The following is a 21,402-nucleotide window of genomic DNA, read 5'->3' on the forward strand; positions in this document are numbered from 1 at the left end:
AAACGCCCGAGAAGCACGTCGACCCGCCGGCCGGGACGGCGGGCGGGTCGACGTGGCGGGTGCGGGTCAGGCGTCCTCGGAGGACTCCTCGGCCTCGGCGGCGGGGGCCTCGTCGGCCTCCTGCTCGGCCTCGGGCTCACCGATGGTGCCGTCCGGACGGAGGTTCTTCAGCTCGACCACGTTGCCCGAGGCGTCCTTGACGACCGCGGACTCCACGATCGTGGCCAGCGCCTTGCCGCGCAGGATCTCCTGCACGAGGTCGGGGATGTGGTTGTGCTCGAACATGTGGTTCGCGAACTCCTGCGGGTCCTGGCCGGACTGCTGGGCACGGCGGACCAGGTGCTGCGAGAGCTCGTTCTGCTCGACGCCGAGCTCCTGCTTCTTCGCGATCTCGTCGAGGACGAACTGCGCGGCGACGGCGTCACGGACGCGGCGCTCGAGCTCCGCCTCGAACTCCTCGACGGTCTGCTTCTCGTCCTCGAGGTACTTCTCCATCGTGATGCCGGCGAAGGCCAGCTGCTGCTCGATGTTCTGGCGGCGGGCGTTGAGCTCGTCGGTGACCATCGTCTCCGGCAGCGGCACCTCCACCTTCTCCAGCAGGGCCTCCAGCACGGCGTCGCGCGCGGCGGCGGCCTGCTCGAGGCGCTTGCCGCGGCCCAGGCGCTCGCGCACGTCGGCCTCCAGCTCCTCGGCGGTGTCGAACTCCGAGGCGAGCTGGGCGAACTCGTCGTCGAACTCCGGCAGCTCCTGCTCCTGGACCTGGGTGACGGCCACGGTGACCTCGACGTCCTCGCCGACCAGGTCGCCACCGACGAGCTGGGAGGAGAAGGTCGTCTCGTCGCCGGCCTTCATGCCGGTCAGGGCCTCGTCGAGGCCGTCGAGCATGCCGCCGCGCCCGACCTGGTAGCTCATCCCGGCGACCTCGGCGCCCTCGAGCACCTCGCCGTCCTTGGTGGCCTTGAGGTCGATCACGACGAAGTCGCCGTCGGCGGCTGCGCGCTCGACGTCGGTGAGGGTCGCGAAGCGCTCACGCAGCGCCTTGACCTGCTCCTCGACGTCCTCGTCGGTCACCTCGACGTCCTCGACCTGGGCCTCGAGGCCCTCGTAGTCGGGAACGGTGATCTCGGGACGGATGTCGACCTCGGCGGTGAACTCGAGGGTCTCGTTGTCCTCGAACTTCGTCACCTCGATGTCGGGCTGCGCCAGCGGCTGGAGGGAGTTCTCCTGCAGGGCCTCGACGTACTTCTGCGGGAGCACGTCGTTGATCGCCTGGTCGAGGACCGCGCCGCGCCCGACCTGACGGTCGATGACCATCGGGGGCACCTTGCCGCGACGGAAGCCGGGGATGTTGATCTGCTGGGCAATCTTCTTGTACGCCGCGTCGAGGCTCGGCTTGAGCTCCTCGAAGGGCACCTCGACGGTCAGCTTGGCCCTGGTCGGGCTCAAGGTCTCGACGGCGCTCTTCACAGGTTGTCTCCTCATCTGGGTTCCGGTTGTGCGTCGGGGCGACAGGACTCGAACCTGCGATCTCCTGCTCCCAAAGCAGGCGCGCTAGCCACTACGCTACGCCCCGCCAAGTTGCCCCGAGAGGCTCCTTGGAGCGGATGACGGGAATCGAACCCGCGTAGCCAGTTTGGAAGACTGGGGCTCTACCATTGAGCTACATCCGCGCGCGCAGATCCACCCGACGGGTGTGGGGTGGGAGTCCGCGGGTGTCATCGTGCCACACGGCGCCCCGAGCTCCCCAACCGAGGCGCACCCGGCGGGCGGCCGGCCGGTCCGGCGCTCAGCGCCGGTGGACCAGCAACAGCGCCCGGTCGTCGTTCTGGGAGCCGAGCGTGTCCACCAGCCGGGCGGCTCCCCCGTCGAAGGTGCCGCGCAGCAGCCGCTCGGCCTGGCCGACCATCCGGTCGATGCCCAGCCCGATGTCGCGGCTGCGGGTCTCCACCATGCCGTCGGTGTAGAGCATGAGCGCGTCGCCGTGGCGCAGCGTCCGCGACACGGAGGGGAACTCCGCGTCCTCGATCAGCCCCAGCACGGGACCGGTGGTCTCGAGGACGGTCCAACGACCCGATCCGGCGGCGAGCTGCACGGCCGGCGGGTGGCCCGCGGTGCGGATCTCGAAGGCGCCGGTCACCAGGTCGAGGGAGAGGTGGATCGCCGTGGCGAAACCTTCATCCCACTGCTGGCGCAGCAGGTAGTCGTTCGCGGACGGCAGGAACCGTTCGGAGGGCAGCGCGGTGAGCAGGCCCCCGAAGGCGCCCGAGAGGAGCAGGGCGCGGGTGCCCGCGTCCTCGCCCTTCCCGGAGACGTCGACCAGCGCGACCTCGAGGCGGTTCCCGTCCCGGGCGCCGGTGGCCACGATGAAGTCACCGGCGAACGGCGTCCCTCCGGCGGACCTCAGGGCGGACTCGGCGTACCACCCCTCGGGCAGCTCCGGGATGCCGCCCTGGCCCAGGATCCGGTCGCGGAGGTCGACCAGCATCGACTCCCCCAGCGCGCCTGCGACCCCGAGACGGGACCGGCGGAAGCTGGTCAGCAGGATGATGAAGCTGAGCAGGAACAAGATGGCGACCGCGGCGACGGTGCGCGGCGTGATCGGGCTCTGCCGGCCGAGGGTCAGCATCAGCATGACCAGCACGAACACCACGAACCAGGGCAGCTGGCGGGGGCCGAGGAGGAGGCTCCCGAGCAGCAGCGGCACGATCAGCGCGCTCAGCGGCATCACCATCGGCCAGGTGATGATGGCGGCCGCGACGAGGATGGTGCCGACCACCAGGGACACGATCTCGCGGTTCTGGCGGGGACCTCCACGACGCCACACGTTCGTCCAGGCCCGGCGCGCGCTCGAGGACCGCGCCGGTCGAGCCGGCGGGCTGGTCTCGCGCAGAGCGGTCATCGGTCCTCGGTCCTCGGTCGTTCGGGTCGATTCACTGTACGGCTCGCGAGCGGAACCGAGGCTGACAACGCGGGCACCAGAACAGATTCCGGCCGAGCAGCTCCTCGGTGCGGATCGCGGCGCCGCACACGTGGCACGGCTGGCCGGTCCGGCGGTAGACGTAGACCTCGCCGCCGTGGTCGTCGACGCGCGGCGACCGCCCCATCGCCTCCGGCGTGTGCTCCGGTCGGACGGTGTCGATGCGTCCGGTGCGCACCCCCTCGGCCATGAGGACGACCAGGTCGTCCCACATCGCCTCGAACTGCCCGACCCGCAGGGTGTTGCCGGGACGCAGCGGGTGCATCCGGTGCCGGAACAACAGCTCGGCCCGGTAGACGTTGCCGACACCGGCGATCACGGACTGGTCCATCAGCAGGCCGCCGACGGGCGCCCGGCTGCGCCGGATCCGGTCCCAGGCCGGCCGCCAGCTCGTGTCCGGCCGGATCGGGTCGGGACCCGAGCGCTCGACGACGGCGTCCCGCTGCGCGCGGGTGACCAGCTCGCAGGTCGTGGCGCCCCGCAGGTCGGCGTACGCGTCCCCGTCGGCCGCGACCAGCCGCAGCCGGACCTGGCCCACCGGGAGCGGCACCTCGGTGACCGCGGTGTGCACGTCGAAGTGGCCGTAGAGACCCAGGTGCACGTGCACGAACCGGTCGGCGGGGAACGCCACGAACAGGTGCTTCCCCCACGCTTCGGCTCCCTCGAGCACGTGGCCGTCGATCAGCGCCGCGGAGTCCTCGAACCGGCCCTGGGGGCTGCCGGCCCGGACCACGCGGCCGCCGAAGGCGGTCGACAGCTCACCGGCCAGCCGGTGGAGGGTGTGTCCCTCGGGCACGTCTGCTCAGGCGCCGTCCGCGGGGGCGGCCGGCCCCTGCAGCGCGGAGTCCGGCAGCGGCGGCAGCTCGCGGGTCGTCTCGTAGGAGGCGAGCTGGCCGATCCGGCGCACGTGGCGCTCCTCGCCGCTGAACGGGGTGCCCAGGAAGACCTCGACGAACCGGGTCATCTCCTCGAGGGAGTGCAGGCGGCCGCCGACCGAGACCACGTTGGCGTCGTTGTGCTCGCGCGCGAGCACGGCGGTCTCCTCCGACCAGACCAGGGCCGACCGGACACCGATGACCTTGTTGGCCGCGATCTGCTCGCCGTTGCCAGACCCGCCGATCACCACGCCGAGGCTGTCGAGGCCCTCGGCCTGCTCCGCGGCGACTGCCTCGGCGGCGCGGAGGCAGAAGACCGGGTAGTCGTCGAGGGCGTCGTAGACGAAGGGGCCGTGGTCCACGACCTCGTAGCCGTGGTCGACGAGCCAGGTGAGCAGGTGGTCCTTGAGGTCGAGGCCGGCATGGTCGGAGCCGAGGTGCACGCGCATGGCCCGCATCCTCTCAGAGGTGGGTCCGGAGGAATCCGGCCACCTGCCTGGTCAGCGCCTCGGCCTGTGGGAACACCTGGAAGTGCCGCCAGAAGCCGTGCACCTGACCGAGGTAGCGGGTGCCGACCACGTCCACACCGAGCTCCGCGAGCTCGGCGGCGAGCCGCTCCCCCTCGTCGCGCAACGGGTCGTGCTCACCGGTGACCACGAGGGTCGGAGGAAGCGTGTGCAGGCGGTCCGAGCGCAGCGGCGCGAGGTCCGGGTGGCGCAGGTCGGCCTCGGACGCGGCGTACTGCTGCCAGTACCAGTCACCCTCGGCCGCGTCCATGCCGTGCGCCTCGGTCCGGTAGGAGTCGTAGCCGGCCTCGGGGTCGAGGAACGGGTAGACCAGCACGACGGCGGCGAACCTGCCGGGGTTGCGCAGCGCGGCCACGAGCGCGAGGTTCGCGCCCGCGCTGTCGCCGTGCACGAAGACCGGGCCGCGCAGGCCCTCCTGCTCCCGATGGGCGTCCAGCCAGGCGATCGCGGTGTCGACGTCGTCCGGGGCCGCGGGGAACCGGTGCTCGGGAGGCCGGCGGTAGTCGACGCTGAGGACGGCCGCCCCCGACCGGTTCGCGAGCCGGCGCGCGGGGGCGTCGTACACGTCGACGTCGTGGAAGACGAAGCCACCGCCGTGGAGGAGCACGACCACGCCGTGGGCGCCCTCGGGCACGTACAGCCGGCAGGGCACGCCGTCGGCGTCGACGTCACGCACCGACGCGACCGGTTCCTTCGGCTGCTGCGCGGCTGCGGCCCGGGAGGCGGCGCGGTCGGCGTCGATGTCGAAGGACGGGTCGTGCACCGGCGTCTGCCCGGCCACGGCCGCGAGGGCGGCGCGGGCCTGCGGGCTCAGCACCGTCCCGTCACCGTCCCATCAGCACGTCCATGGCCACCGCGACCGCGGCGGCGACCCGGAAGTCCACGCGCTGGTCGGGCACGTGGACGGTGTAGTGGTCGCGCATGGTCGCCCGGCGCTCGACCGCGAGCAGGGGACGGCCCTCGGGGTCGGCGTAGTCGAAGTGGATGGGCAGGAAGTCGAGGTCGGCGAAGCGGCGCAGCACCGCCACCAGCTGGCTGCGCTCCTGGCCGGTGCCGGTGAAGCCGGCGCCCTCGACGTGGAAGGTCGAGCGCATCAGGCTGGCGGCGAAGTCCTTGCGGAAGAAGCCGATCTGCTGGCCGGACTCGTCGTAGATGTCGTAGCCGGAGCTGAGGTCCATGACCGCACGTGCCTTGAACGAGAAGACCGGCCGTGTCTTGGACTCGTCGGACCAGAACGTCACCTGATCCTTGAGCGCCATCTTCTTCTGCTCCGCCAGGCCCATCAGCTGGCCCGGGCTGCCGTCGGGGTTGGCGGCGACGATCTCGTAGCGGTTCGTCATCATGGCGAACTTCTGCCGGACGTAGAACGTGGGCAGGTACATGGCGGCGTTCATGGCCGGAACCCTACTGACCGCGATGATGGGAACGTGGTGGTCTTCGGCTGGTCGGTGCTCGCGCTGGTGTTCCTCGACGAGCTGCTCGCGATGGCGGCCTTCGGGACCTGGGGCTGGCAGGCCTCCCCGCGCTGGCTGCTGGTCTGGCTGCTCCCGCTGCTGGCGATGGCGGCGTGGTTCCTGTTCGCCTCGCCCAAGGCGGCGTACGGCGGTGGCGTGGTGCGGCCGGTCGTCAAGACACTCGTCCTCGGCCTCGCCTCGCTGGCCCTGTGGGACGCCGGGCACGCCGGCTGGGCGCTGGCGCTGCTGGTGTTCTCCGTCGTCGTCAACGGTCTGGCGCAGCTGCCCGCTGTCAGGGACCTGCCCGAGCAGGGCGGCGCACGACCGCGGTGACCATCAGCCGCCGAGGCGGGCCAGCTCCTCCTCCACCACGGACGGGTCGAGCTTGCGGAAGATCGGCGTCGGCTTCTCCATCGGGGTGCCGACCTCGACCGGGCGCGACGCCCAGGCCGGCGTCGCGGAGTAGTCGCCGGTGATCACCGGGTAGGACTGCAGCCCGGCCCCCTGCTCCGGGTCGAGCTCGTCGACCTGCTCGATGCGCGGCATCGGCATCAGCTCGCCCTTGCCCCCGAACGTCGTCCAGACCTGGTTGGCGGCGTGCGGCAGGAACGGCGCGAGGATCGTGTTGCAGTCGAGCACGCACTGGGCGGCGACGTGCAGCACCGTCCCGAGCCGCTCGCGCTGCGACTCGTCCTTCATCTTGTAGGGCTCGGTGACGGTGAGGTACTTGTTCACCTCGCCGACGACCCGCATCGCCTCCGCGGTCGCCGCCCGCAGCCGGTGCCGGCCGATCAGGCCGCCCACCGCGTCGAACCCGGCGCGCACGGTGGCCAGCAGCGCCTCGTCCACCGGCTCGAGGGCGCCCGCGGCCGGGATCTCGCCGAAGCTCTTGGCGATCATGGTCGCCGTGCGGTTGACCAGGTTGCCCCAGCCCGCGACCAGCTCGGAGTTGTTGCGGGTCACGAAGTCCGACCAGGTGAACGCGGCGTCCGACGTCTCGGGGCCCGCGGCGCAGATGTAGTAGCGCAGGGCGTCCGGACCGTAGCGGGACACGAAGTCGCCGACGTAGATGACGTGGCCCCGGCTGGAGGAGAACTGCTGGTCCCCCATCGTGAGGAACTCGGAGGACACCACCTCGGTCGGCAGGTTCAGGTCGCCGTAGACCCCCGGCTCGCCGCCGCGGGTGCCGCGCCCGTCGTACGCCAGGAGCTCGGCCGGCCAGATCTGGCTGTGGAAGACGATGTTGTCCTTGCCCATGAAGTAGTAGGACAGGGCCTCCGGGTCGTTCCACCAGTCGCGCCAGCGCTCGGGACTCCCCCCATCGGTCCGGGCGAGCCGGCGGGCCCACTCGATCGAGGCCGAGAGGTAGCCGATGACCGCGTCGAACCAGACGTAGAGCCGCTTGGTCGGCTGGTCCTCCCAGCCGGGCACCGGGATGCCCCAGTCGATGTCGCGGGTCATCGCCCGCGGCCGGATCTCCTCGAGGATGTTCTGGGAGAACTTGATGACGTTGGGGCGCCAGGTCCCCGACGCCTCCCGCCCGTCGAGCCACTCCCCCAGGGCGTCGGCCAGGGCCGGCAGGTCGAGGAAGCAGTGCTGGGTCTCGATGAACTCCGGCGTCTCGCCGTTGATCTTGGACCGGGGCTCGATCAGGTCGGTGGCGTCGAGCTGGTTGCCGCAGTTGTCGCACTGGTCGCCGCGGGCCTCCTTGTAGCCGCAGATCGGGCAGGTGCCCTCGATGTAGCGGTCGGGCAGCGTGCGACCGCTGGAGGGGCTGATCGCACCGAAGGTCGTCTGCTCCACCATGTAGCCGTTGCGGTGGACGGTCCGGAACAGCTCCTGCACCACGTTGTAGTGGTTGCCGGTGGTGGTCCGGGTGAACAGGTCGTAGGAGAGCCCGAGGTCGAACAGGTCCTGGACGATGATCGCGTTGTTCCGGTCCGCCAGCTCACGGGCGGACACGCCCTCCTTGTCGGCGGCGACCAGGATGGGGGTGCCGTGCTCGTCGGTGCCCGAGACCATGAGGACGTCGTGGCCCGTCATCCGCATGTACCGACTGAAGACGTCGGAGGGCACACCGAAACCGGCCACGTGGCCGATGTGGCGCGGGCCGTTCGCGTACGGCCAGGCGACTGCGGACAGGACTCGACTCATGGGCTGAATCCTAGGAGTCGTGCCGTGACGCGCTCGACCCGGATGACGCCGTGGACCGACGACCCCTGCCGCGGGCACCGGACCGGGATAGCGTCGGGAGCATGGGGACGCTGATCGCCGAGGACCTGCTGCTGCTCCTGCTGGACGACGAGAAGGGCACGCTGTCCGCCTCGTCGTACGCCGACACCGCGCTGGGCGGCGCCCTGCTGACCGAGCTCGCGCTGCTCGGCGCGGTCACGGTGCCCGAGAAGACGAGTGTCTGGCGCAGCGCGCGGGTGCTGCCCGTGGCCGCGGCCCGGGTGGAGGACCCGCTCCTGGCCGAGGCCCTGGCGACGGTTGCCGAGAAGCAGCGCCCGGCCCAGGACCTCGTGGTGCGCCTCGGCAAGGGGCTGCGCGGCCGGCTGGCCGCACGCCTCGTCGAGCGCGGCATCCTCGAGCGGCACGACAGCCGCGCGCTGGGCCTCTTCCCCCGCAAGCGCTGGCCGACCCGCGACGCCGGTCCCGAGCTGCGGGTGCGTGCGGCGCTGACGGCGGTCCTCGTCCAGGGCGCCCGGCCCGACGAGCGCACCGCGGCACTGGTCGCCCTGCTCGCCGCCATCGACCGGGCGCACAAGGTGGTCGACCACCCCGGCGTGTCCTCGCGCGAGGTCCGCAGGCGCGCGAAGGAGGTCGCCGAGGGGGCCTGGGCGGCGAAGGCGGTCCGCGACGCGATCCAGGCGGCCACGGCCGCGATCACGGCGGCGATCGCCGCCGGGGCGGTCGCCGCCGGCGCGAGCGGTTCGGGTTGAGCCGGCTCAGCCCGACTTCTTGAGGATCTCGACGGTGCCCTCGCGAGAGCCCGCGTCCACGACTCCCTTGCCGAGGTAGCTGACGACGTACTTCTTCGTCCCGCCGTGCAGGTCGCGCACCACGACCCGGCGCATCCCGTCGCGCAGGCGGACGGTCAGCGTCTGCGCCCCGACCCGCACCGTCACCTGCCCGCGGACCGTCTCGACCCCCGGGGCAGTCACCGCGACGAGCACCTCGGCGCGCTGGCGCAGGCCCGTCACCGAGACCTGGAGCCGGGGCACGGAGTGCACGGGGGCGGTCGGGTCGGTCGTCTGGGAGACCGGCTTCCAGCCCGACTGGGCCAGGTCCGCGCGCACCGACAGCTGCCGACCCACGTCACCCTCCACGGGGGTGTACGACGGCCCGTGGGCGCCCGCGATCTCCACGCCGTCGCGCAGCCAGGTGTAGGTGACCGACGCGCCGGCCGGCTGGTAGGTGCCCGGCACGACCTCGACGGGGACGCCGAGGGTCGGCTGCCCCGCGAGCGTGAACGGCGCGGTCAGCCGCACCTCGCCGCCGAGCACTGACTCGGTGGGCGCCGAGCTGACCGTGGCCGGGTCGTACCCCTTGCGGCTGGCCGTGACGTCGGCCGTCACGACGGCACCCGCCTGCTCCTGGCCCAGCTCGAGCGACCAGCCGGTGGCGCCGGCGATCGGCTTCCCGTCGGCCCGCCACTGCACCGTCTTGGTGGTCGAGCCCGGGTCCCAGCTCCCCTTGCTGACGCTGAGCAGGGAGCCCACCTGCGGGTCGCCGGAGATGACCGGCTCGGCCACCGGCGTGATCACGCCAGGCGCCACCGCGGCGGTCTGCGCCGAGGTCGCGATGGCGGGAGCGAGGCCCGGCGCGGTCGCCGCGACCTGGACGGAGATCTTCTGGCCGAGGCGGCCGGCGCCGAGCGCGAACGTCTGCTCCGTGGCGCCGCTGATCGCCTGCCCGTCGGCGAACCACTGGTAGGTGTAGCTCTCCGGCTTGGCCGACCACGTGCCCGGCGTCGCGCTGAGCGTCTCTCCGACCTGCGGGGTGCCCGTGGTGGTCGGCGCCTGCTTGTTGCGCAGCGCCACGTCGCGGAAGTGGATGAAGCCGCTGGGCCAGCCCCGCGACCTGGTCACCCGGTGCCAGTGGAAGTCGCCGCCCCAGTTGTCGTCGGAGATGATGATCTCGCTGTCGGAGATCACCTCCTCGACGTAGGCGACGTGCCCGTTGCTGCCGACCGGGTAGACCCCGCCGTCCCACCAGGCGATCGAGCCGACCATCGGGGTGTCGTCGGTCAGGTAGGCCATCGCGTGGCCCCAGTTGGAGGCGTTGCCGCTCCCGGACCAGGGACGGGTGTCGGGCATGCCGGCCTTGACCATGCGGTAGGCGGCGTAGTTGGTGCAGTTGTGGCCGCCGTACATCCGCCAGTACATGTGGCTGGCGTTGGCCGCGTAGCCGGCGTTGGGGTAGCCCGCCGCCTTGCAGGCGGAGTAGCCGGTGCACAGGGAGACGTAGTCGGCGTTCGCCGGCGCCGCGGGCAGGGCCAGTGGGGACAGCACCAGGGCGAGCGTGACCAGGACCAGTCTCACCCGCGACCGCAGGACTCCCCAGACGATGCGCACGAGGGGAACCTAGGGCCCGGCGTCAAGCGACACGCCGGCGAGTTTCGATCTTTACCGAACCGTTACCAACGGTACAGGTGTGACAGGAGACGCCTCACGAGTCGTCTCCTGTCCACCGTACGACGCGTCTCAGCTGAAGTCGAGGGGCAGGTTGCGGGTGCGCTTGAGCTCGAAGAAGTAGGGGTGGCGGGCCAGCTCGACGGCCGCGTCCCAGATCCGTCCCGCGTCCTCGCCCTTCGGGATCGAGGTCATCACCGGGCCGAAGAAGGCCGTGCCCTCGAAGGCGATGGTGGGGGTCCCGACCTCCTCGCCGACCTGGTCCATGCCGAGGTGGTGGGACTTCTTGATGTCCTCGTCGTACGACGGGTCGTCCATCGCGTCCGCGAGGCTCACCGGGAGACCGGCTTCCTCGAGGGCGGCGACGACCAGGTCGCGCGACTGCGCCTGCTGCTCGTTGTGGAGCCGGGTGCCGAGCGCGGTGTAGAGCGGGAGGAGCGCGTCCTTGCCGTGCAGCTGCTCGGCGGCCATGCACACCCGCACCGGACCCCAGGCGTCGGCGAGCATCTCCCGGTAGGAATCTGGGATGTCCTTGTCCTGGTTGAGGTAGGCCAGGCTCATGACGTGCCACGTGACGTCGATGTCACGGACCTTCTCCACCTCGAGGATCCAGCGGGAGGTGATCCAGGCGAACGGGCAGCGCGGGTCGAACCAGAAGTCGGCATTGGTCATGACTGTCCCAACGCCGGTCGCGGCTCCCTGATTCCCCCAATGGGGCCATGAACCCGTCCGCCCACCTGACCCGGACGGGCCATGGACGGGTCAGGACACGGTGGAGAGCGCCAGCCCCAGCAGGGCGCACACGCCCAGCGTGCGCAGGACCGACCACTCGCGCACGAACACCAGCACCAGCGCCACCGCCAGGACGACGAACGACGGCCAGACGTACGACGACCACACGGGCAGCACCAGCTCCACCGGGCCCGCGGAGAGCGTCGTGGTGCGCGAGAAGAGAGTGTGCACCGCGAAGTAGACCGCGAGGTTCGCGATGACCCCCACCACCGCGGCGGTGACACCGGTCAGGGCGGCAGAGAGGGCCGTGCTCTCGCGCAGCCGCTCGACGTACGGCGCGCCGAGGAAGATAAAGAGGAAGCAGGGCACGAACGTCACCCAGACCACGAGCAGCGAGGCGAGGACCGCCGCCACCCACGGGTCGAGGGAGCCGGGGTCGCGGTAGGCGCCGAGGAACGCGACGAACTGGACGACCATGATCAGCGGGCCGGGCGTGCTCTCCGCGAGCGCCAGCCCCCGGACCATCTCCCCCGCCGAGAGCCAGCCGAAGGTGCCCACTGCGGCCTGCGCGACGTAGGACAGCACCGCGTAGGCACCACCGAAGGTGACCAGCGCCATCCCCCCGAAAAACACGCCCTGGTCGGTGAAGACCGTCCTAGAGCCCGAAGCGATCACCCAGGCCAGCGCCACCGGCGCCACCCACAGCACCAGCCCGACGGCCAGCACGGCGACGTTCCTCCTGGCCGAGGGGCTCGCCCGGTGCAGCGCGTCGTCCGGGACCAGCGGAGGGACCTCGCCCTCCACCGCCGGCAGCGCCGGGCGGGCCATCACCCCCGGCCGCCACCGCCCCAGCGCCCAGCCGGCCGCGCCCGCCCCGATGATCACGACGGGGAACGGCCAGCCGAGCACCGCCAGGAGGAGGAACGCGGCCACGGCCAGCCAGGCCAGCGCCCGGTGGCGCAGGGCGCGGCGCGAGATCCGGACCACGGCCTGCACGACGACCGCCACCACGGCGGGCGCGAGCCCGAGGAAGAGGCCGGCGACCACGGCCGAGTCCCCGTGGGCCACGTAGGCCCAGGACAGGGCGAGCAGCGCGACCACGCCGGGCAGCACGAACAGCACCCCCGCGACCACTCCCCCGACCCAGCCGTTGAGGAGCCAGCCGACGTAGATCGCGAGCTGCGTCGCCTCGGGGCCGGGCAGCAGCATGCAGTAGCTGAGCGCGTGCAGGAACCGGCGCTCCCCGATCCACCGACGCTCATCGACGAGCGACCGCTGCATCACCGCGATCTGTCCGGCCGGGCCGCCGAAGCTCTGCAGGCTGATGAGCAGCCACGCCCTCGTCGCCTCGCGCAGCGGCACGACGTCTCCCACCCGGTTCACCCGCCCATCATCCCCGAAAGTGCAGTGAACGGGTTGAGTAAGTCCCGGGGTGGCGAAGATAACGATTTCTCTTCGGCACCGGACCCGGTGAGAGGATGCGAGACATGCCTGGAACCAACCTCACCCGGGACGAGGCCGCCACCCGCGCCGCCCTCCTGGACGTCACGTCGTACTCCATCGACCTGGACCTCACGACCGGCGAGAAGACCTTCGGCTCGACCACCACGATCCGCTTCACGTGCCGCGAGCCCGGCTCCTCCACGTTCGCGGACCTCGTCGACGCCACCATCCACGAGATCACGCTCAACGGCGAGCAGATCGATCCCGCCACGGCGTACGCCGACAGCCGGATCGCGCTCTCCGGCCTCGCCGCCGAGAACGAGCTCGTCGTGCGCGCGGACTGCACGTACTCCCGCACGGGTGAGGGCCTGCACCGCTTCGTGGACCCCGCCGACGACCGCGTCTACCTGTACTCGCAGTTCGAGGTGCCGGACGCCCGCCGCGTCTACACGACCTTCGAGCAGCCCGACCTCAAGGCTCCCTTCACCTTCCGGGTGACCGCGCCGAGCCACTGGAAGGTCGTCTCGAACGCCCCCACCCCCGCGCCGCGCGAGCTGGCCGGCGAGGGGCAGAGCGGCAAGGCGGTGTGGGAGTTCCCCGAGACCAAGCCGATGTCGACCTACATCACCGCGATCGTCGCCGGTGAGTACCACGAGGTCCTCGACACCTACGAGGGCAAGCACGGCGACATCCCGCTGGGCCACTACTGCCGCCAGTCGCTCGTCGAGCACATGGACGTCGAGGAGCTGGTCAAGCTCACCCGTCAGGGCTTCGAGTTCTTCGAGGAGCTCTTCGACTTCCCCTACCCGTTCGGCAAGTACGACCAGCTGTACGTGCCGGAGTACAACATGGGCGCGATGGAGAACGCCGGCTGCGTGACGCTGCGCGACGAGTACCTCCCCCGCAGCCGTCAGGACCGCTCGTTCTACGAGTTCCGCGCCGAGGTCATCCTCCACGAGATGGCGCACATGTGGTTCGGCGACCTGGTGACCATGAAGTGGTGGGACGACCTCTGGCTCAACGAGTCGTTCGCCGAGTGGGCCTGCTACCACGCGGCCGTCGAGGCCACCGAGTTCACCGAGTCGTGGGTCGGCTTCACCAACGCCCGCAAGAACTGGGCCTACCGCCAGGACCAGCTGCCCAGCACCCACCCCATCGCGGCCGACAACGTCGACCTGCGGGCGGTCGAGGTCAACTTCGACGGCATCACCTACGCCAAGGGCGCCTCTGTGCTCAAGCAGCTGGTGGCCTGGGTCGGGCTCGACAACTTCGTCGAGGGCATCCGGGGCTACTTCAAGGACTTCGCGTTCTCGAACTCCGAGTTCAAGGACCTGCTGGCCGCGCTCGAGAAGGCCTCCGGCCGGGAGCTCCAGTCGTGGGCCCAGGAGTGGCTGCAGACCGCGGGCGTGAACACCCTCTCCCCCGAGTTCGAGCTTGACGCCGACGGCCGCTACACCTCGTTCGCGGTCCGTCAGACCGCCGCCTCGGACCAGCCGACGCTGCGCCGCCACCGCCTCGGCATCGGCCTCTATGACGCGGTCGACGGCCGCCTGGTGCGGCGTACGTCGCTCGAGACCGACGTCGAGGGCGAGCTGACCGACGTCGCCGACCTGGTCGGCCAGCAGCAGCCCGACCTCCTGCTGCTCAACGAGGGCGACCTCGCCTACGCCAAGATCCGCCTCGACGAGCGCTCGCTGGCCACGGTCATCGGCGGCATCTCGACCCTCGACGACGCGCTCGCCCGGGCGCTGTGCTGGGGCGCCGCCTGGGACATGACCCGCGACGCGGAGATGAGCGCGACCGACTTCGTCGCCCTGGTGCTCTCGGGCATCGGCAGCGAGAGCGACGCCTTCGGCGTCAGCCGGATCCCCGGGTACGCCGCCCAGGCGGTGAGCTCGTTCAGCGCTCCCGGCAACCGGGCCACCCTGCGGGCGACCTGGGAGCAGGGGCTGCGCACCCTGCTCGAGAACGCCGAGGCCGGCAGCGACCACCAGCTCTCCTTCGCCCGCGCCTTCGCCGGTGCGGCGCACAGCGACGCCGCCCTGCGCGACCTCGAGGCGCTGCTCGACGGGACGCTGACCTTCGAGGGCCTCGCGATCGACACCGACCTGCGCTGGACGCTGCTGAACGGGCTCGCCCGCAACGGCCGCGCCGACGCCGACCGGATCGCCGCGGAGCTCGAGCGCGACAACACGATCTCCGGCCAGGAGCACGCCGCGGCCGCCCGCGCGCTGCGCCCGACCGCCGAGGCCAAGGCCGAGGCGTGGGAGATCGCGATGGTCCGCGACGACGTCGCCAACGAGACCCAGCGCAGCGTGGTGCTGGCCTTCCAGGTGCACGGCCAGGACGAGGTCCTCGCGCCGTACGTCGAGAAGTACCTCGAGGCCGCCGACACCATGTGGGAGGAGAAGGGCACCCAGCGTGCCTCCACCGCGCTGGAGTTCATCTTCCCGCGGCCGCTGGCCAGCCAGGAGCTCCTCGACCGGGTCGACGCCTGGCTCGAGAGCTCGCCCGCCAACCCCGCGGCGAAGCGCTACGTGCGCGAGGGCCGGGCCGACGTGGCCCGTGCCCTGGCCGCACAGGCCAAGGACGCCCAGGGCTGAGCCGGCCCGACCACGACGAAGGCCCCCGCCACTCGGCGGGGGCCTTCGTCGTACGTGGTGGAGCGCCGGTCCGGCGCTCGTCGGCTTCTGCTCAGCCCTCCGAGCTGTGCAGCGTCTGCGGGGCCTTCGCGTGCTCCGCGAGCATCTCGATGCCGCGCTTGAGGCCCCCGACGAGGTCACCCTCGGCGAACCGGCTGCGCATCTCCAGCGCAGCGAGCTCGACCTCAGCGTCGTTGAGCGTGCGGCGGACGTAGCCGCCCGTCACGATCTCCAGGGCTCGCACGACCGGGTCGACCATGATCATGATGCTGCGCGTGGGCGCGACCAGGGAGTTGTGCAGCTGCGTCGCGAACGCCCGGGGGTCACCCTCGGCCTGACCGACGAAGACGGAGAACTCGCAGCGGCTCAGCTGCTCGGCGCGGCGGATCGCCTCGTCGATCGCGAACCGTTCGGCGCTGCTGAACTCACCAGCGGCCACTTGCGCCACCGGCCTTCGACTCCTCGGTGTCGGGGCCGGCCAGCTCGGCGGTGCCCTTGCGCGGGCCGCCGAACCACTGCTCCTCCACGGCGGGGGCGCCCGGGGTCACGCGCTCACCGCGGACCAGGGCCGGCACGTAGACCGCCAGCGTGATCAGGACGAAGAGCAGGACCGGGATGCCACCGAGGATCAGCAGGGCGTGCAGCGCGGAGACGTCGTCGGGGTTGCTCCACCCCTCGGGGACGTCCGCACCGGCGGGACCGGCCGTCACCAGGCCGGTGACGGCCACGGCGGTCGCCGTGCCCAGGACGATGACGGACCGGCGGACGAGGGACTGGAGCGGAGTGGTCACGGCAGCAGGATATCGGCTCGCCGGCACCGTCCCCCAGGGCCTCCACGTCGAGTGGGTCACACCGGCGCGCACGGTTCGGAATCGGCTGCCGGACGTGGTCATACTGGGGCGCATGTTCGGCCTCGAAAGCACGCTCTCGCTCGACAACACCGACCCGTGCGCCGACGGAGAACAGGTCTGCAGCACGGTGTACGGGTGGACCGACAACCAGGTCCTCGCCAACGCCTCCGACGTCCTGATCGGCAGACCCCTGGCGATCCTCGGGCTCCTGGTCCTCGGCCTCGTCATCCGCTGGGTCCTCCACCGGCTGGTCGACCGCATCGTCTCGCGCGCCGAGGGCGGCGTGCTGCCCGCCAACCGGTTCACGCGCCACGGGAAGGCGGCGGAGCGGCCCACCGCGCGGGACATGGTCACCGCGACCCGGCGCGTGCAGCGCGCCAAGACGATGGGCGACCTGCTCAAGAGCATCGTCACCGGCGTCCTGGTCGCGATCATCGGCACCATGATGCTCAGCGAGCTCGGCGTGAACATCGCCCCGATCATCGCCAGCGCCGGCATCATCGGCCTCGCGCTCGGCTTCGGCGCCCAGTCGCTCGTCAAGGACTTCCTGTCCGGCATCTTCATGATCTTCGAGGACCAGTACGGCGTCGGCGACGTGGTCGACGTCGGTGAGGCCAGCGGCACCATCGAGGCCGTCAGCCTGCGGGTCACCCGGCTGCGCGACCTCAACGGCACCGTCTGGTACGTCCCCAACGGCGAGATCCTGCGTGTCGGGAACATGAGCCAGAACTGGTCCCGCGCCGTGGTCGACGTGAACGTCGGCTACGGGGAGGACCTCGTGCGCGTCCAGGGCGTGCTCAAGGACGTGGCCCACGACCTGTGGCAGGACGAGGACTACAAGAGCATCATCATCGAGGAGCCGGAGGTGACCGGCGTCGAGATGCTGATGCCCGACTCGGTCACCCTGCGGGTGCTCATCAAGACGGCTCCCATGGAGCAGTGGGGCGTCGCCCGTCAGCTGCGGCAGCGGATCAAGGCCCGCTTCGACCACGAGGGCATCGAGATCCCCTTCCCCCAGCGCGTCATCTGGCACCGCGAGGAGAAGGCGGCCCAGGCGGAGGCCGGCGCGTCGGAGACTGCCACCGGGGCCACGACCCCCACCGGCTGAAGCTCGTCGAGACGACAGGAGCCGGGACCCGCAGCTGCGGGTCCCGGCTCCTGCTCGTTCGGAAGCGCCCTGCGCTCAGACCAGCGCCGCGTCCAGCGTGATGGTGGTGCCGGTGAGCGCCTGGCTCACGGGGCAGCCCTCCTTGGCCGCCTCGGCCGCCTTGACGAAGTCGTCGTTGCTCATGCCCTCGACGACACCGCGGACCGTGAGCTTGATCCCGGTGATCCCGGTGCCCGGCGTGAACTCCACCTCGGCGCTGGTGTCCAGCGAGGTGGGTGCGGTGCCCTCCTTGGCCAGGCCGTTGGACAGCGCCATGGAGAAGCAGGCGGAGTGGGCCGCGGCGATCAGCTCCTCGGGGCTGGTCTTGCCGTTGGCCTCCTCAGCGCGGCTGGGCCACGACACGTCGTACGTGCCCAGGCCGGAGGACTCGAGGGTGACCTTGCCGGCGCCCTCGAAGAGGCTGCCTTCCCAGCGCGTGGTGGCCTTGCGGGTGGTTGCCATGTGTTCCTCGCTTCGACTCGACTGCGATACGCGCCGAGTCTTCCACGCCGATGCACGGACCGGACCGGCCGCTCGGCACAATGGGCCCGTGACCACGTTCTATGACGAGATCGGCGGCTTCGAGACCTTCCGGAGGATCGTGGCCACCTTCTACGAGGGCGTGGCCGGCGACGAGGTGCTCCGCCCGCTGTACCCAGAGGAGGACCTCGGGCCCGCCGAGGAGCGCTTCCTGCTCTTCCTGGTGCAGTACTGGGGCGGCCCGACGACCTACTCCGAGACCCGCGGCCACCCCCGGCTGCGGATGCGGCACGCGCCGTTCGCGGTGACCCCGGAGGCGAAGGACCACTGGTTGCAGCACTTCCGGGCCGGGCTGGACGCGGTCGACCTGACGCCGGAGCAGGACGCGAAGTTCTGGGACTACGTCACGCACGCGGCGCAGTTCATGGTGAACACGTTCGAGTGAGACACACCGGGCCGGAGAAAATTCTTTCCGGTGGCGTGTAACGCCGACCACGTCCGGCGACAGGAAACGGGTGACCGCGGCGGCGAGGAGCAGCTCCTCACCGCCCGACCAGTCGAGCGATCGAGGAGTCACCACCATGCGCAGGATCACCGCAGCCCGGGCCATCGCCGCCAGTGCCGCCCTCGCCGCCGCCACCTCCGTGGGCGCGGCCTACGCCACCGGTGCCACGCCGGGCGGCGACGACACCACGACCGTCGTGAACAAGAACGGCCACCAGGTCGACGAGCACGCCGCCAAGGGCCAGGCCCGCGCGGCCGAGGCCCGTGCCCAGCACAAGGCCACCGACGAGCCCACCGAGGACCCGGCCGACGAGTCCACCGAGGACGAGGCCACCGACGAGGACACCTCCACCTCGACCGAGGAGACCGCGGGCCACGACACCACCGGTGACGACACCACGGGCGACGACACTGAGGGCGACGACACTGAGGGCGACGACACCGAGGGCACGGACGACGCGGCCGAGCACCCCGGCACCACGCCGAACGAGCACGCCGGCGACCACCCGGACGAGCACGCCGTCGCCAACGGCGACCACTCCGACCAGGGCGAGCACGCCACCCCGGACGAGCACGCCGGCGACCACCCGGACGAGCACGCCACCACCCACGGCCAGCAGGGCGGGGACGACGACTCCGACGAGGACGAGGACGACGGCGACGACAGCGACTCGGGTTCCGACGACTGACCCGAGCGCCCCACGAACGACGTCCCGGCGGTAGCATCCCCCCGCGCTACCGCCGGGGCGTTGCCCCATCTCCACGAGGCCTGACATGACCGACCACGGAGCCGACAGGAACAACCTGCGGCTCGACATCCCCACGCTCGAGCCCGACGACGCCTTCGTCGCCAGGCTCGCGGCCGTCGCCGCCGCCTCCGCTCCCCCGGCGCGCCCCGCCCCGGCGCGCGCCGGCGGCTGGCGCGTGGGCCTCGCTGCTGCGGGGGTGGCCGCCGTGCTCGGAGGCGGTGCCTGGGTGGCGGCGGCGGTCACCGGCGCCGAGTCCCCGGCGCCTCCCGCCCCGCCCGCGACCCGTCCGGGGCAGGTCACCGACCCCACCACGGACCCCAGCACCGGGCCCACCCGGCCCTCACCGTCCGAGCGGTCCACCGAGGACGGGAAGGGGCTCGCGACCTCTCCGGGTCGCGTCACGAGCACCGTCCCCGAGCCCGGCACCCCCGACGACAGCTCGGCCGACCTCCCCGGGTCGGCACCCTCCGCCCCCGCGGAGCAGCCTGGACATCCGGGCGGCAGCGGCGGCCACGGCAGTGCCGGGCCGGACCACGCCGAGCACGGCCAGGCCGGCCAGCCGCAGGGACAGCCCGACGAACCCGGGTCGAGCGGTGAGCACCCCGACGGCGAGGGTCACCACGGCGACGAGGACGACGCGGAGGACCAGTCCGGCGACCACGCGGACCACGAAGGTGACACCGATGGTGACGCTGGCGACGACGAGCCGGCGGGTGGATGAGCGACGACGAGCTGGTCGGGCGCGCGAAGACCGGGGACACCCACGCCTGGGGTGAGCTCTACCGGGCGCACGCCGGCCGCCTGGTGGTCTGGCTGGCAACCCGCCCCAGCGACGACGCCGCCATCTCCCCGGAGGACCTGGCGGCCGAGGCCTGGCTGACGGCCGCCCAGAAGATCCATGGCTTCACCGGGACGTCGTCGGACTTCGCCGGCTGGCTCTTCGGCATCGCCCGCAACCTCGCAGCCAACTCCCGCCGCCGCAGCAGGCGCCGGGACACCCAGCCCACCGACGAGGTCCCCGAGCGGGAGGTGGCCGATGGTCCGGAGCCGGCACTGGTCGCGCGCGACTGGGTGGCGCACGCGCTGCGCGGGCTGCCGCCTCGCGAGAGGGACGTCGTGGCCTGCGTCGACGTGGTCGGGCTCGACGTCGAGAGCACCGCCCGCGCCCTGGGCATCAGCCCGGTCGCGGTCCGGGTCGCCCGGCACCGGGGGCTCCGCCGCCTGCGCGGGGCCGAGGATCAGGCCAGCGCGCTCATCAGCCGCTCGCGGTAGACCGCCGGAGGCGGCGTCGAGCGTTGCGCGTCCTGGTCGAAGAACACGATGGTGACCCGTCCCTGGGAGAGCACGGTGTCGCCGTCGCAGATGACCGACTCGATGGTCGCCGACCGCTCCCCCACCCGCGAGATCCACGACCACACGTCGTACGGCTCGGGGCGGAAGAGGATCGGGACCTTGTAGTCCACGTCGGTCTGGGCCACGACCATGCTGACCGGCGGGGTGCCCTCGGGGAGGTCACGCCACAGCCGCGCGGTCAGCACGATCCGGGCCTCCTGCAGGTACTCGAAGTACTTCACGTTGTTCACGTGCCCGTAGACGTCCACGTCGGAGAAGCGCACGTGGACCGGGTAGTGGCCGACCTCGTCCCGTCGGGCCGGACCCAGCGGCAGCCGGGGCGCCTTCTCCCAGGGGTCCAGGAACGCCAGGAGGGTCTCGCGCTCGACGGGCGTCAACCGGCGCGGGCGCTCGGTCGAGAAGACGTACGGCGTCAGGACCGTGGTCGCCCGCAGGTAGACGTGGCGGCCTCCCGCGTCCTCGGGGTCGTCGTGGAAGATCTCGTAGGCCATCGTGAACGAGGCCGCGCGCACCTCGGTGACCCAGCACTCGATCTTCACCGGCCGGAAGCGGAACTTGAGCGGTGCCAGGTAGGTCACCTCGTGGCGCACCACGACCACGCCCTCGGCGAGCTCACCGGTCTGCGCGGCGGGCCCGTGGGTCCGCAGCATGTCGACCCGCGCCTCCTGGAGGTAGTCGACGTAGACGACGTTGTTGACGTGACCGAGGAGGTCCAGGTCGGCCCAACGCATCGGACACTCGTAGACGTGGCGCACGCCCCGATGCTGTCAGACGCGGCGCCCACCGGCGGGCCCGCGGTCAGTGGGTGAGAGCCAGCCCCCGGTAGTAGGCCTTGACGGTCTGGCGCTGGGCGAGCCGGACGCGTCGGTTGCTGACCACGAAGTCGGCGACGGCGGCAACGGCGAGAAGGCCGGCGACGGCGGCGAGGACGAAGAAGCCGACGAGCCAGGGGGTGAACGAGCTGAGGTCGATGATCATGACGGCATCCCTTCTACGGTTGTAGAATCTCTACACATGTAGAAAGTACTCCCGTC

23 protein-coding genes and 2 tRNA genes are annotated in these 21,402 nt (G+C 71.6%); 8 read left to right on the forward strand and 17 right to left on the reverse strand.

What is annotated here, in order from left to right:
• Positions 1-66: 66 nt before the first annotated feature.
• The 8 genes from tig to ACFO9I_RS20675 all read right to left on the reverse strand — a co-directional run bounded on the left by tig (position 67) and on the right by ACFO9I_RS20675 (position 5,773).
• Positions 67-1,467, reverse strand: coding sequence for a trigger factor (gene tig / locus ACFO9I_RS20640; protein ID WP_379184341.1), 1,401 nt, complete (start codon positions 1,465-1,467; stop codon positions 67-69).
• Positions 1,468-1,500: 33 nt separating this feature from the next.
• A tRNA-Pro gene (locus tag ACFO9I_RS20645) sits at positions 1,501-1,573 on the reverse strand.
• A 23-nt stretch (positions 1,574-1,596) separates the two neighbouring features.
• A tRNA-Gly gene (locus ACFO9I_RS20650) sits at positions 1,597-1,670 on the reverse strand.
• Between the two features lie 116 nt (positions 1,671-1,786).
• Complete coding sequence (locus ACFO9I_RS20655) at positions 1,787-2,899, reverse strand: PP2C family protein-serine/threonine phosphatase (RefSeq protein ID WP_379184343.1); 1,113 nt, start codon at positions 2,897-2,899, stop codon at positions 1,787-1,789.
• A gap of 31 nt (positions 2,900-2,930) precedes the next feature.
• A complete protein-coding gene (locus ACFO9I_RS20660) occupies positions 2,931-3,773 on the reverse strand; it encodes an Fpg/Nei family DNA glycosylase (protein WP_379184345.1) in 843 nt (280 codons plus the stop codon).
• Positions 3,774-3,779: 6 nt separating this feature from the next.
• Complete coding sequence (locus ACFO9I_RS20665; protein ID WP_379184347.1) at positions 3,780-4,301, reverse strand: ribose-5-phosphate isomerase; 522 nt, start codon at positions 4,299-4,301, stop codon at positions 3,780-3,782.
• Between the two features lie 13 nt (positions 4,302-4,314).
• The gene (locus tag ACFO9I_RS20670) at positions 4,315-5,196 is read right to left on the reverse strand and encodes an alpha/beta hydrolase (protein WP_379184349.1); all 882 of its coding nucleotides are present in this window, start codon (positions 5,194-5,196) and stop codon (positions 4,315-4,317) included.
• Positions 5,197-5,203: 7 nt separating this feature from the next.
• Positions 5,204-5,773, reverse strand: coding sequence for a hypothetical protein (locus ACFO9I_RS20675; RefSeq protein ID WP_379184351.1), 570 nt, complete (start codon positions 5,771-5,773; stop codon positions 5,204-5,206).
• A 33-nt stretch (positions 5,774-5,806) separates the two neighbouring features.
• Between ACFO9I_RS20675 and ACFO9I_RS20680 the strand changes: the two genes are divergently transcribed.
• A complete protein-coding gene (locus ACFO9I_RS20680; protein ID WP_379184352.1) occupies positions 5,807-6,166 on the forward strand; it encodes a DUF2568 domain-containing protein in 360 nt (119 codons plus the stop codon).
• A 3-nt stretch (positions 6,167-6,169) separates the two neighbouring features.
• Here the strand turns inward: ACFO9I_RS20680 and metG are convergent, their stop codons facing one another.
• On the reverse strand, positions 6,170-7,987 hold the full coding sequence (gene metG / locus ACFO9I_RS20685; RefSeq protein WP_379184354.1) for a methionine--tRNA ligase: 1,818 nt from the start codon (positions 7,985-7,987) through the stop codon (positions 6,170-6,172).
• Between the two features lie 101 nt (positions 7,988-8,088).
• Here metG and ACFO9I_RS20690 point away from each other — a divergent pair, with 101 nt between their 5' ends.
• Complete coding sequence (locus tag ACFO9I_RS20690) at positions 8,089-8,775, forward strand: GOLPH3/VPS74 family protein (RefSeq protein ID WP_379184356.1); 687 nt, start codon at positions 8,089-8,091, stop codon at positions 8,773-8,775.
• 6 nt (positions 8,776-8,781) lie between these two features.
• On the opposite strand, the gene ACFO9I_RS20695 is transcribed toward ACFO9I_RS20690, so the two are convergent.
• The 3 genes from ACFO9I_RS20695 to chrA form a co-directional block, all read right to left on the reverse strand.
• The gene (locus ACFO9I_RS20695; protein ID WP_379184358.1) at positions 8,782-10,410 is read right to left on the reverse strand and encodes a CHAP domain-containing protein; all 1,629 of its coding nucleotides are present in this window, start codon (positions 10,408-10,410) and stop codon (positions 8,782-8,784) included.
• A gap of 129 nt (positions 10,411-10,539) precedes the next feature.
• On the reverse strand, positions 10,540-11,139 hold the full coding sequence (locus tag ACFO9I_RS20700; protein ID WP_379184360.1) for a DsbA family protein: 600 nt from the start codon (positions 11,137-11,139) through the stop codon (positions 10,540-10,542).
• A 90-nt stretch (positions 11,140-11,229) separates the two neighbouring features.
• Complete coding sequence (gene chrA, locus ACFO9I_RS20705; RefSeq protein ID WP_379184362.1) at positions 11,230-12,582, reverse strand: chromate efflux transporter; 1,353 nt, start codon at positions 12,580-12,582, stop codon at positions 11,230-11,232.
• Positions 12,583-12,686: 104 nt separating this feature from the next.
• On the opposite strand from chrA, the gene pepN reads away from it, so the two are divergent.
• Positions 12,687-15,245 (forward strand): aminopeptidase N, encoded by a 2,559-nt coding sequence (gene pepN, locus ACFO9I_RS20710; RefSeq protein ID WP_379184364.1) that lies wholly within the window; start codon positions 12,687-12,689, stop codon positions 15,243-15,245.
• A 91-nt stretch (positions 15,246-15,336) separates the two neighbouring features.
• On the opposite strand, the gene ACFO9I_RS20715 is transcribed toward pepN, so the two are convergent.
• Together ACFO9I_RS20715 and ACFO9I_RS20720 are read right to left on the reverse strand one after the other, a co-directional pair.
• Positions 15,337-15,732: a DUF5130 family protein gene (locus ACFO9I_RS20715; RefSeq protein ID WP_379184366.1), complete on the reverse strand. Its 396-nt coding sequence runs from the start codon at positions 15,730-15,732 to the stop codon at positions 15,337-15,339.
• On the reverse strand, positions 15,710-16,075 hold the full coding sequence (locus ACFO9I_RS20720) for a hypothetical protein (RefSeq protein WP_379184367.1): 366 nt from the start codon (positions 16,073-16,075) through the stop codon (positions 15,710-15,712). Before ACFO9I_RS20720 ends, ACFO9I_RS20715 begins: the two co-directional genes overlap by 23 nt.
• A 112-nt stretch (positions 16,076-16,187) precedes the next feature.
• On the opposite strand from ACFO9I_RS20720, the gene ACFO9I_RS20725 reads away from it, so the two are divergent.
• On the forward strand, positions 16,188-17,243 hold the full coding sequence (locus ACFO9I_RS20725) for a mechanosensitive ion channel family protein (protein ID WP_379184369.1): 1,056 nt from the start codon (positions 16,188-16,190) through the stop codon (positions 17,241-17,243).
• 75 nt (positions 17,244-17,318) lie between these two features.
• On the opposite strand, the gene ACFO9I_RS20730 is transcribed toward ACFO9I_RS20725, so the two are convergent.
• Positions 17,319-17,744, reverse strand: coding sequence for an OsmC family peroxiredoxin (locus tag ACFO9I_RS20730; protein ID WP_379184371.1), 426 nt, complete (start codon positions 17,742-17,744; stop codon positions 17,319-17,321).
• Between the two features lie 88 nt (positions 17,745-17,832).
• On the opposite strand from ACFO9I_RS20730, the gene ACFO9I_RS20735 reads away from it, so the two are divergent.
• The 4 genes from ACFO9I_RS20735 to ACFO9I_RS20750 all read left to right on the forward strand — a co-directional run bounded on the left by ACFO9I_RS20735 (position 17,833) and on the right by ACFO9I_RS20750 (position 20,287).
• Positions 17,833-18,207, forward strand: a complete 375-nt coding sequence (locus ACFO9I_RS20735; protein ID WP_379184373.1) for a globin — start codon at positions 17,833-17,835, stop codon at positions 18,205-18,207.
• A gap of 136 nt (positions 18,208-18,343) precedes the next feature.
• Positions 18,344-18,955: a hypothetical protein gene (locus tag ACFO9I_RS20740; RefSeq protein ID WP_379184375.1), complete on the forward strand. Its 612-nt coding sequence runs from the start codon at positions 18,344-18,346 to the stop codon at positions 18,953-18,955.
• 85 nt (positions 18,956-19,040) lie between these two features.
• Complete coding sequence (locus ACFO9I_RS20745) at positions 19,041-19,736, forward strand: hypothetical protein (RefSeq protein WP_379184377.1); 696 nt, start codon at positions 19,041-19,043, stop codon at positions 19,734-19,736.
• On the forward strand, positions 19,733-20,287 hold the full coding sequence (locus ACFO9I_RS20750) for an RNA polymerase sigma factor (protein ID WP_379184379.1): 555 nt from the start codon (positions 19,733-19,735) through the stop codon (positions 20,285-20,287). The genes ACFO9I_RS20745 and ACFO9I_RS20750 overlap by 4 nt, the downstream gene beginning before the upstream one ends.
• Here the strand turns inward: ACFO9I_RS20750 and ACFO9I_RS20755 are convergent.
• Positions 20,254-21,099, reverse strand: a complete 846-nt coding sequence (locus ACFO9I_RS20755) for an acyl-CoA thioesterase (RefSeq protein WP_379184381.1) — start codon at positions 21,097-21,099, stop codon at positions 20,254-20,256. The genes ACFO9I_RS20750 and ACFO9I_RS20755 overlap by 34 nt on opposite strands.
• Positions 21,100-21,166: 67 nt before the next feature.
• On the reverse strand, positions 21,167-21,346 hold the full coding sequence (locus tag ACFO9I_RS20760; protein WP_379184383.1) for a hypothetical protein: 180 nt from the start codon (positions 21,344-21,346) through the stop codon (positions 21,167-21,169).
• Between the last annotated feature and the right edge of the window lie 56 nt (positions 21,347-21,402).

Source organism: Nocardioides sp. GCM10023255, assembly GCF_042653125.1.
Taxonomy (GTDB): Bacteria; Actinomycetota; Actinomycetes; order Propionibacteriales; family Nocardioidaceae; genus Nocardioides.

What these genes read in the sequence shown, in the direction of transcription:
- ACFO9I_RS20655 (WP_379184343.1), bottom strand. Translation starts at nt 2,899, where the DNA reads ATGACCGCTCTGCGCGAGACCAGCCCGCCGGCTCGACCGGCGCGGTCC.
- ACFO9I_RS20665 (WP_379184347.1), bottom strand. Translation starts at nt 4,301, where the DNA reads ATGCGCGTGCACCTCGGCTCCGACCATGCCGGCCTCGACCTCAAGGAC.
- ACFO9I_RS20675 (WP_379184351.1), bottom strand. Translation starts at nt 5,773, where the DNA reads ATGAACGCCGCCATGTACCTGCCCACGTTCTACGTCCGGCAGAAGTTC.
- metG (WP_379184354.1), bottom strand. Translation starts at nt 7,987, where the DNA reads ATGAGTCGAGTCCTGTCCGCAGTCGCCTGGCCGTACGCGAACGGCCCG.
- ACFO9I_RS20690 (WP_379184356.1), top strand. Translation starts at nt 8,089, where the DNA reads ATGGGGACGCTGATCGCCGAGGACCTGCTGCTGCTCCTGCTGGACGAC.
- ACFO9I_RS20700 (WP_379184360.1), bottom strand. Translation starts at nt 11,139, where the DNA reads ATGACCAATGCCGACTTCTGGTTCGACCCGCGCTGCCCGTTCGCCTGG.
- pepN (WP_379184364.1), top strand. Translation starts at nt 12,687, where the DNA reads ATGCCTGGAACCAACCTCACCCGGGACGAGGCCGCCACCCGCGCCGCC.
- ACFO9I_RS20725 (WP_379184369.1), top strand. Translation starts at nt 16,188, where the DNA reads ATGTTCGGCCTCGAAAGCACGCTCTCGCTCGACAACACCGACCCGTGC.
- ACFO9I_RS20730 (WP_379184371.1), bottom strand. Translation starts at nt 17,744, where the DNA reads ATGGCAACCACCCGCAAGGCCACCACGCGCTGGGAAGGCAGCCTCTTC.
- ACFO9I_RS20740 (WP_379184375.1), top strand. Translation starts at nt 18,344, where the DNA reads ATGCGCAGGATCACCGCAGCCCGGGCCATCGCCGCCAGTGCCGCCCTC.
- ACFO9I_RS20745 (WP_379184377.1), top strand. Translation starts at nt 19,041, where the DNA reads ATGACCGACCACGGAGCCGACAGGAACAACCTGCGGCTCGACATCCCC.
- ACFO9I_RS20750 (WP_379184379.1), top strand. Translation starts at nt 19,733, where the DNA reads ATGAGCGACGACGAGCTGGTCGGGCGCGCGAAGACCGGGGACACCCAC.
- ACFO9I_RS20755 (WP_379184381.1), bottom strand. Translation starts at nt 21,099, where the DNA reads ATGCGTTGGGCCGACCTGGACCTCCTCGGTCACGTCAACAACGTCGTC.
- ACFO9I_RS20760 (WP_379184383.1), bottom strand. Translation starts at nt 21,346, where the DNA reads ATGATCATCGACCTCAGCTCGTTCACCCCCTGGCTCGTCGGCTTCTTC.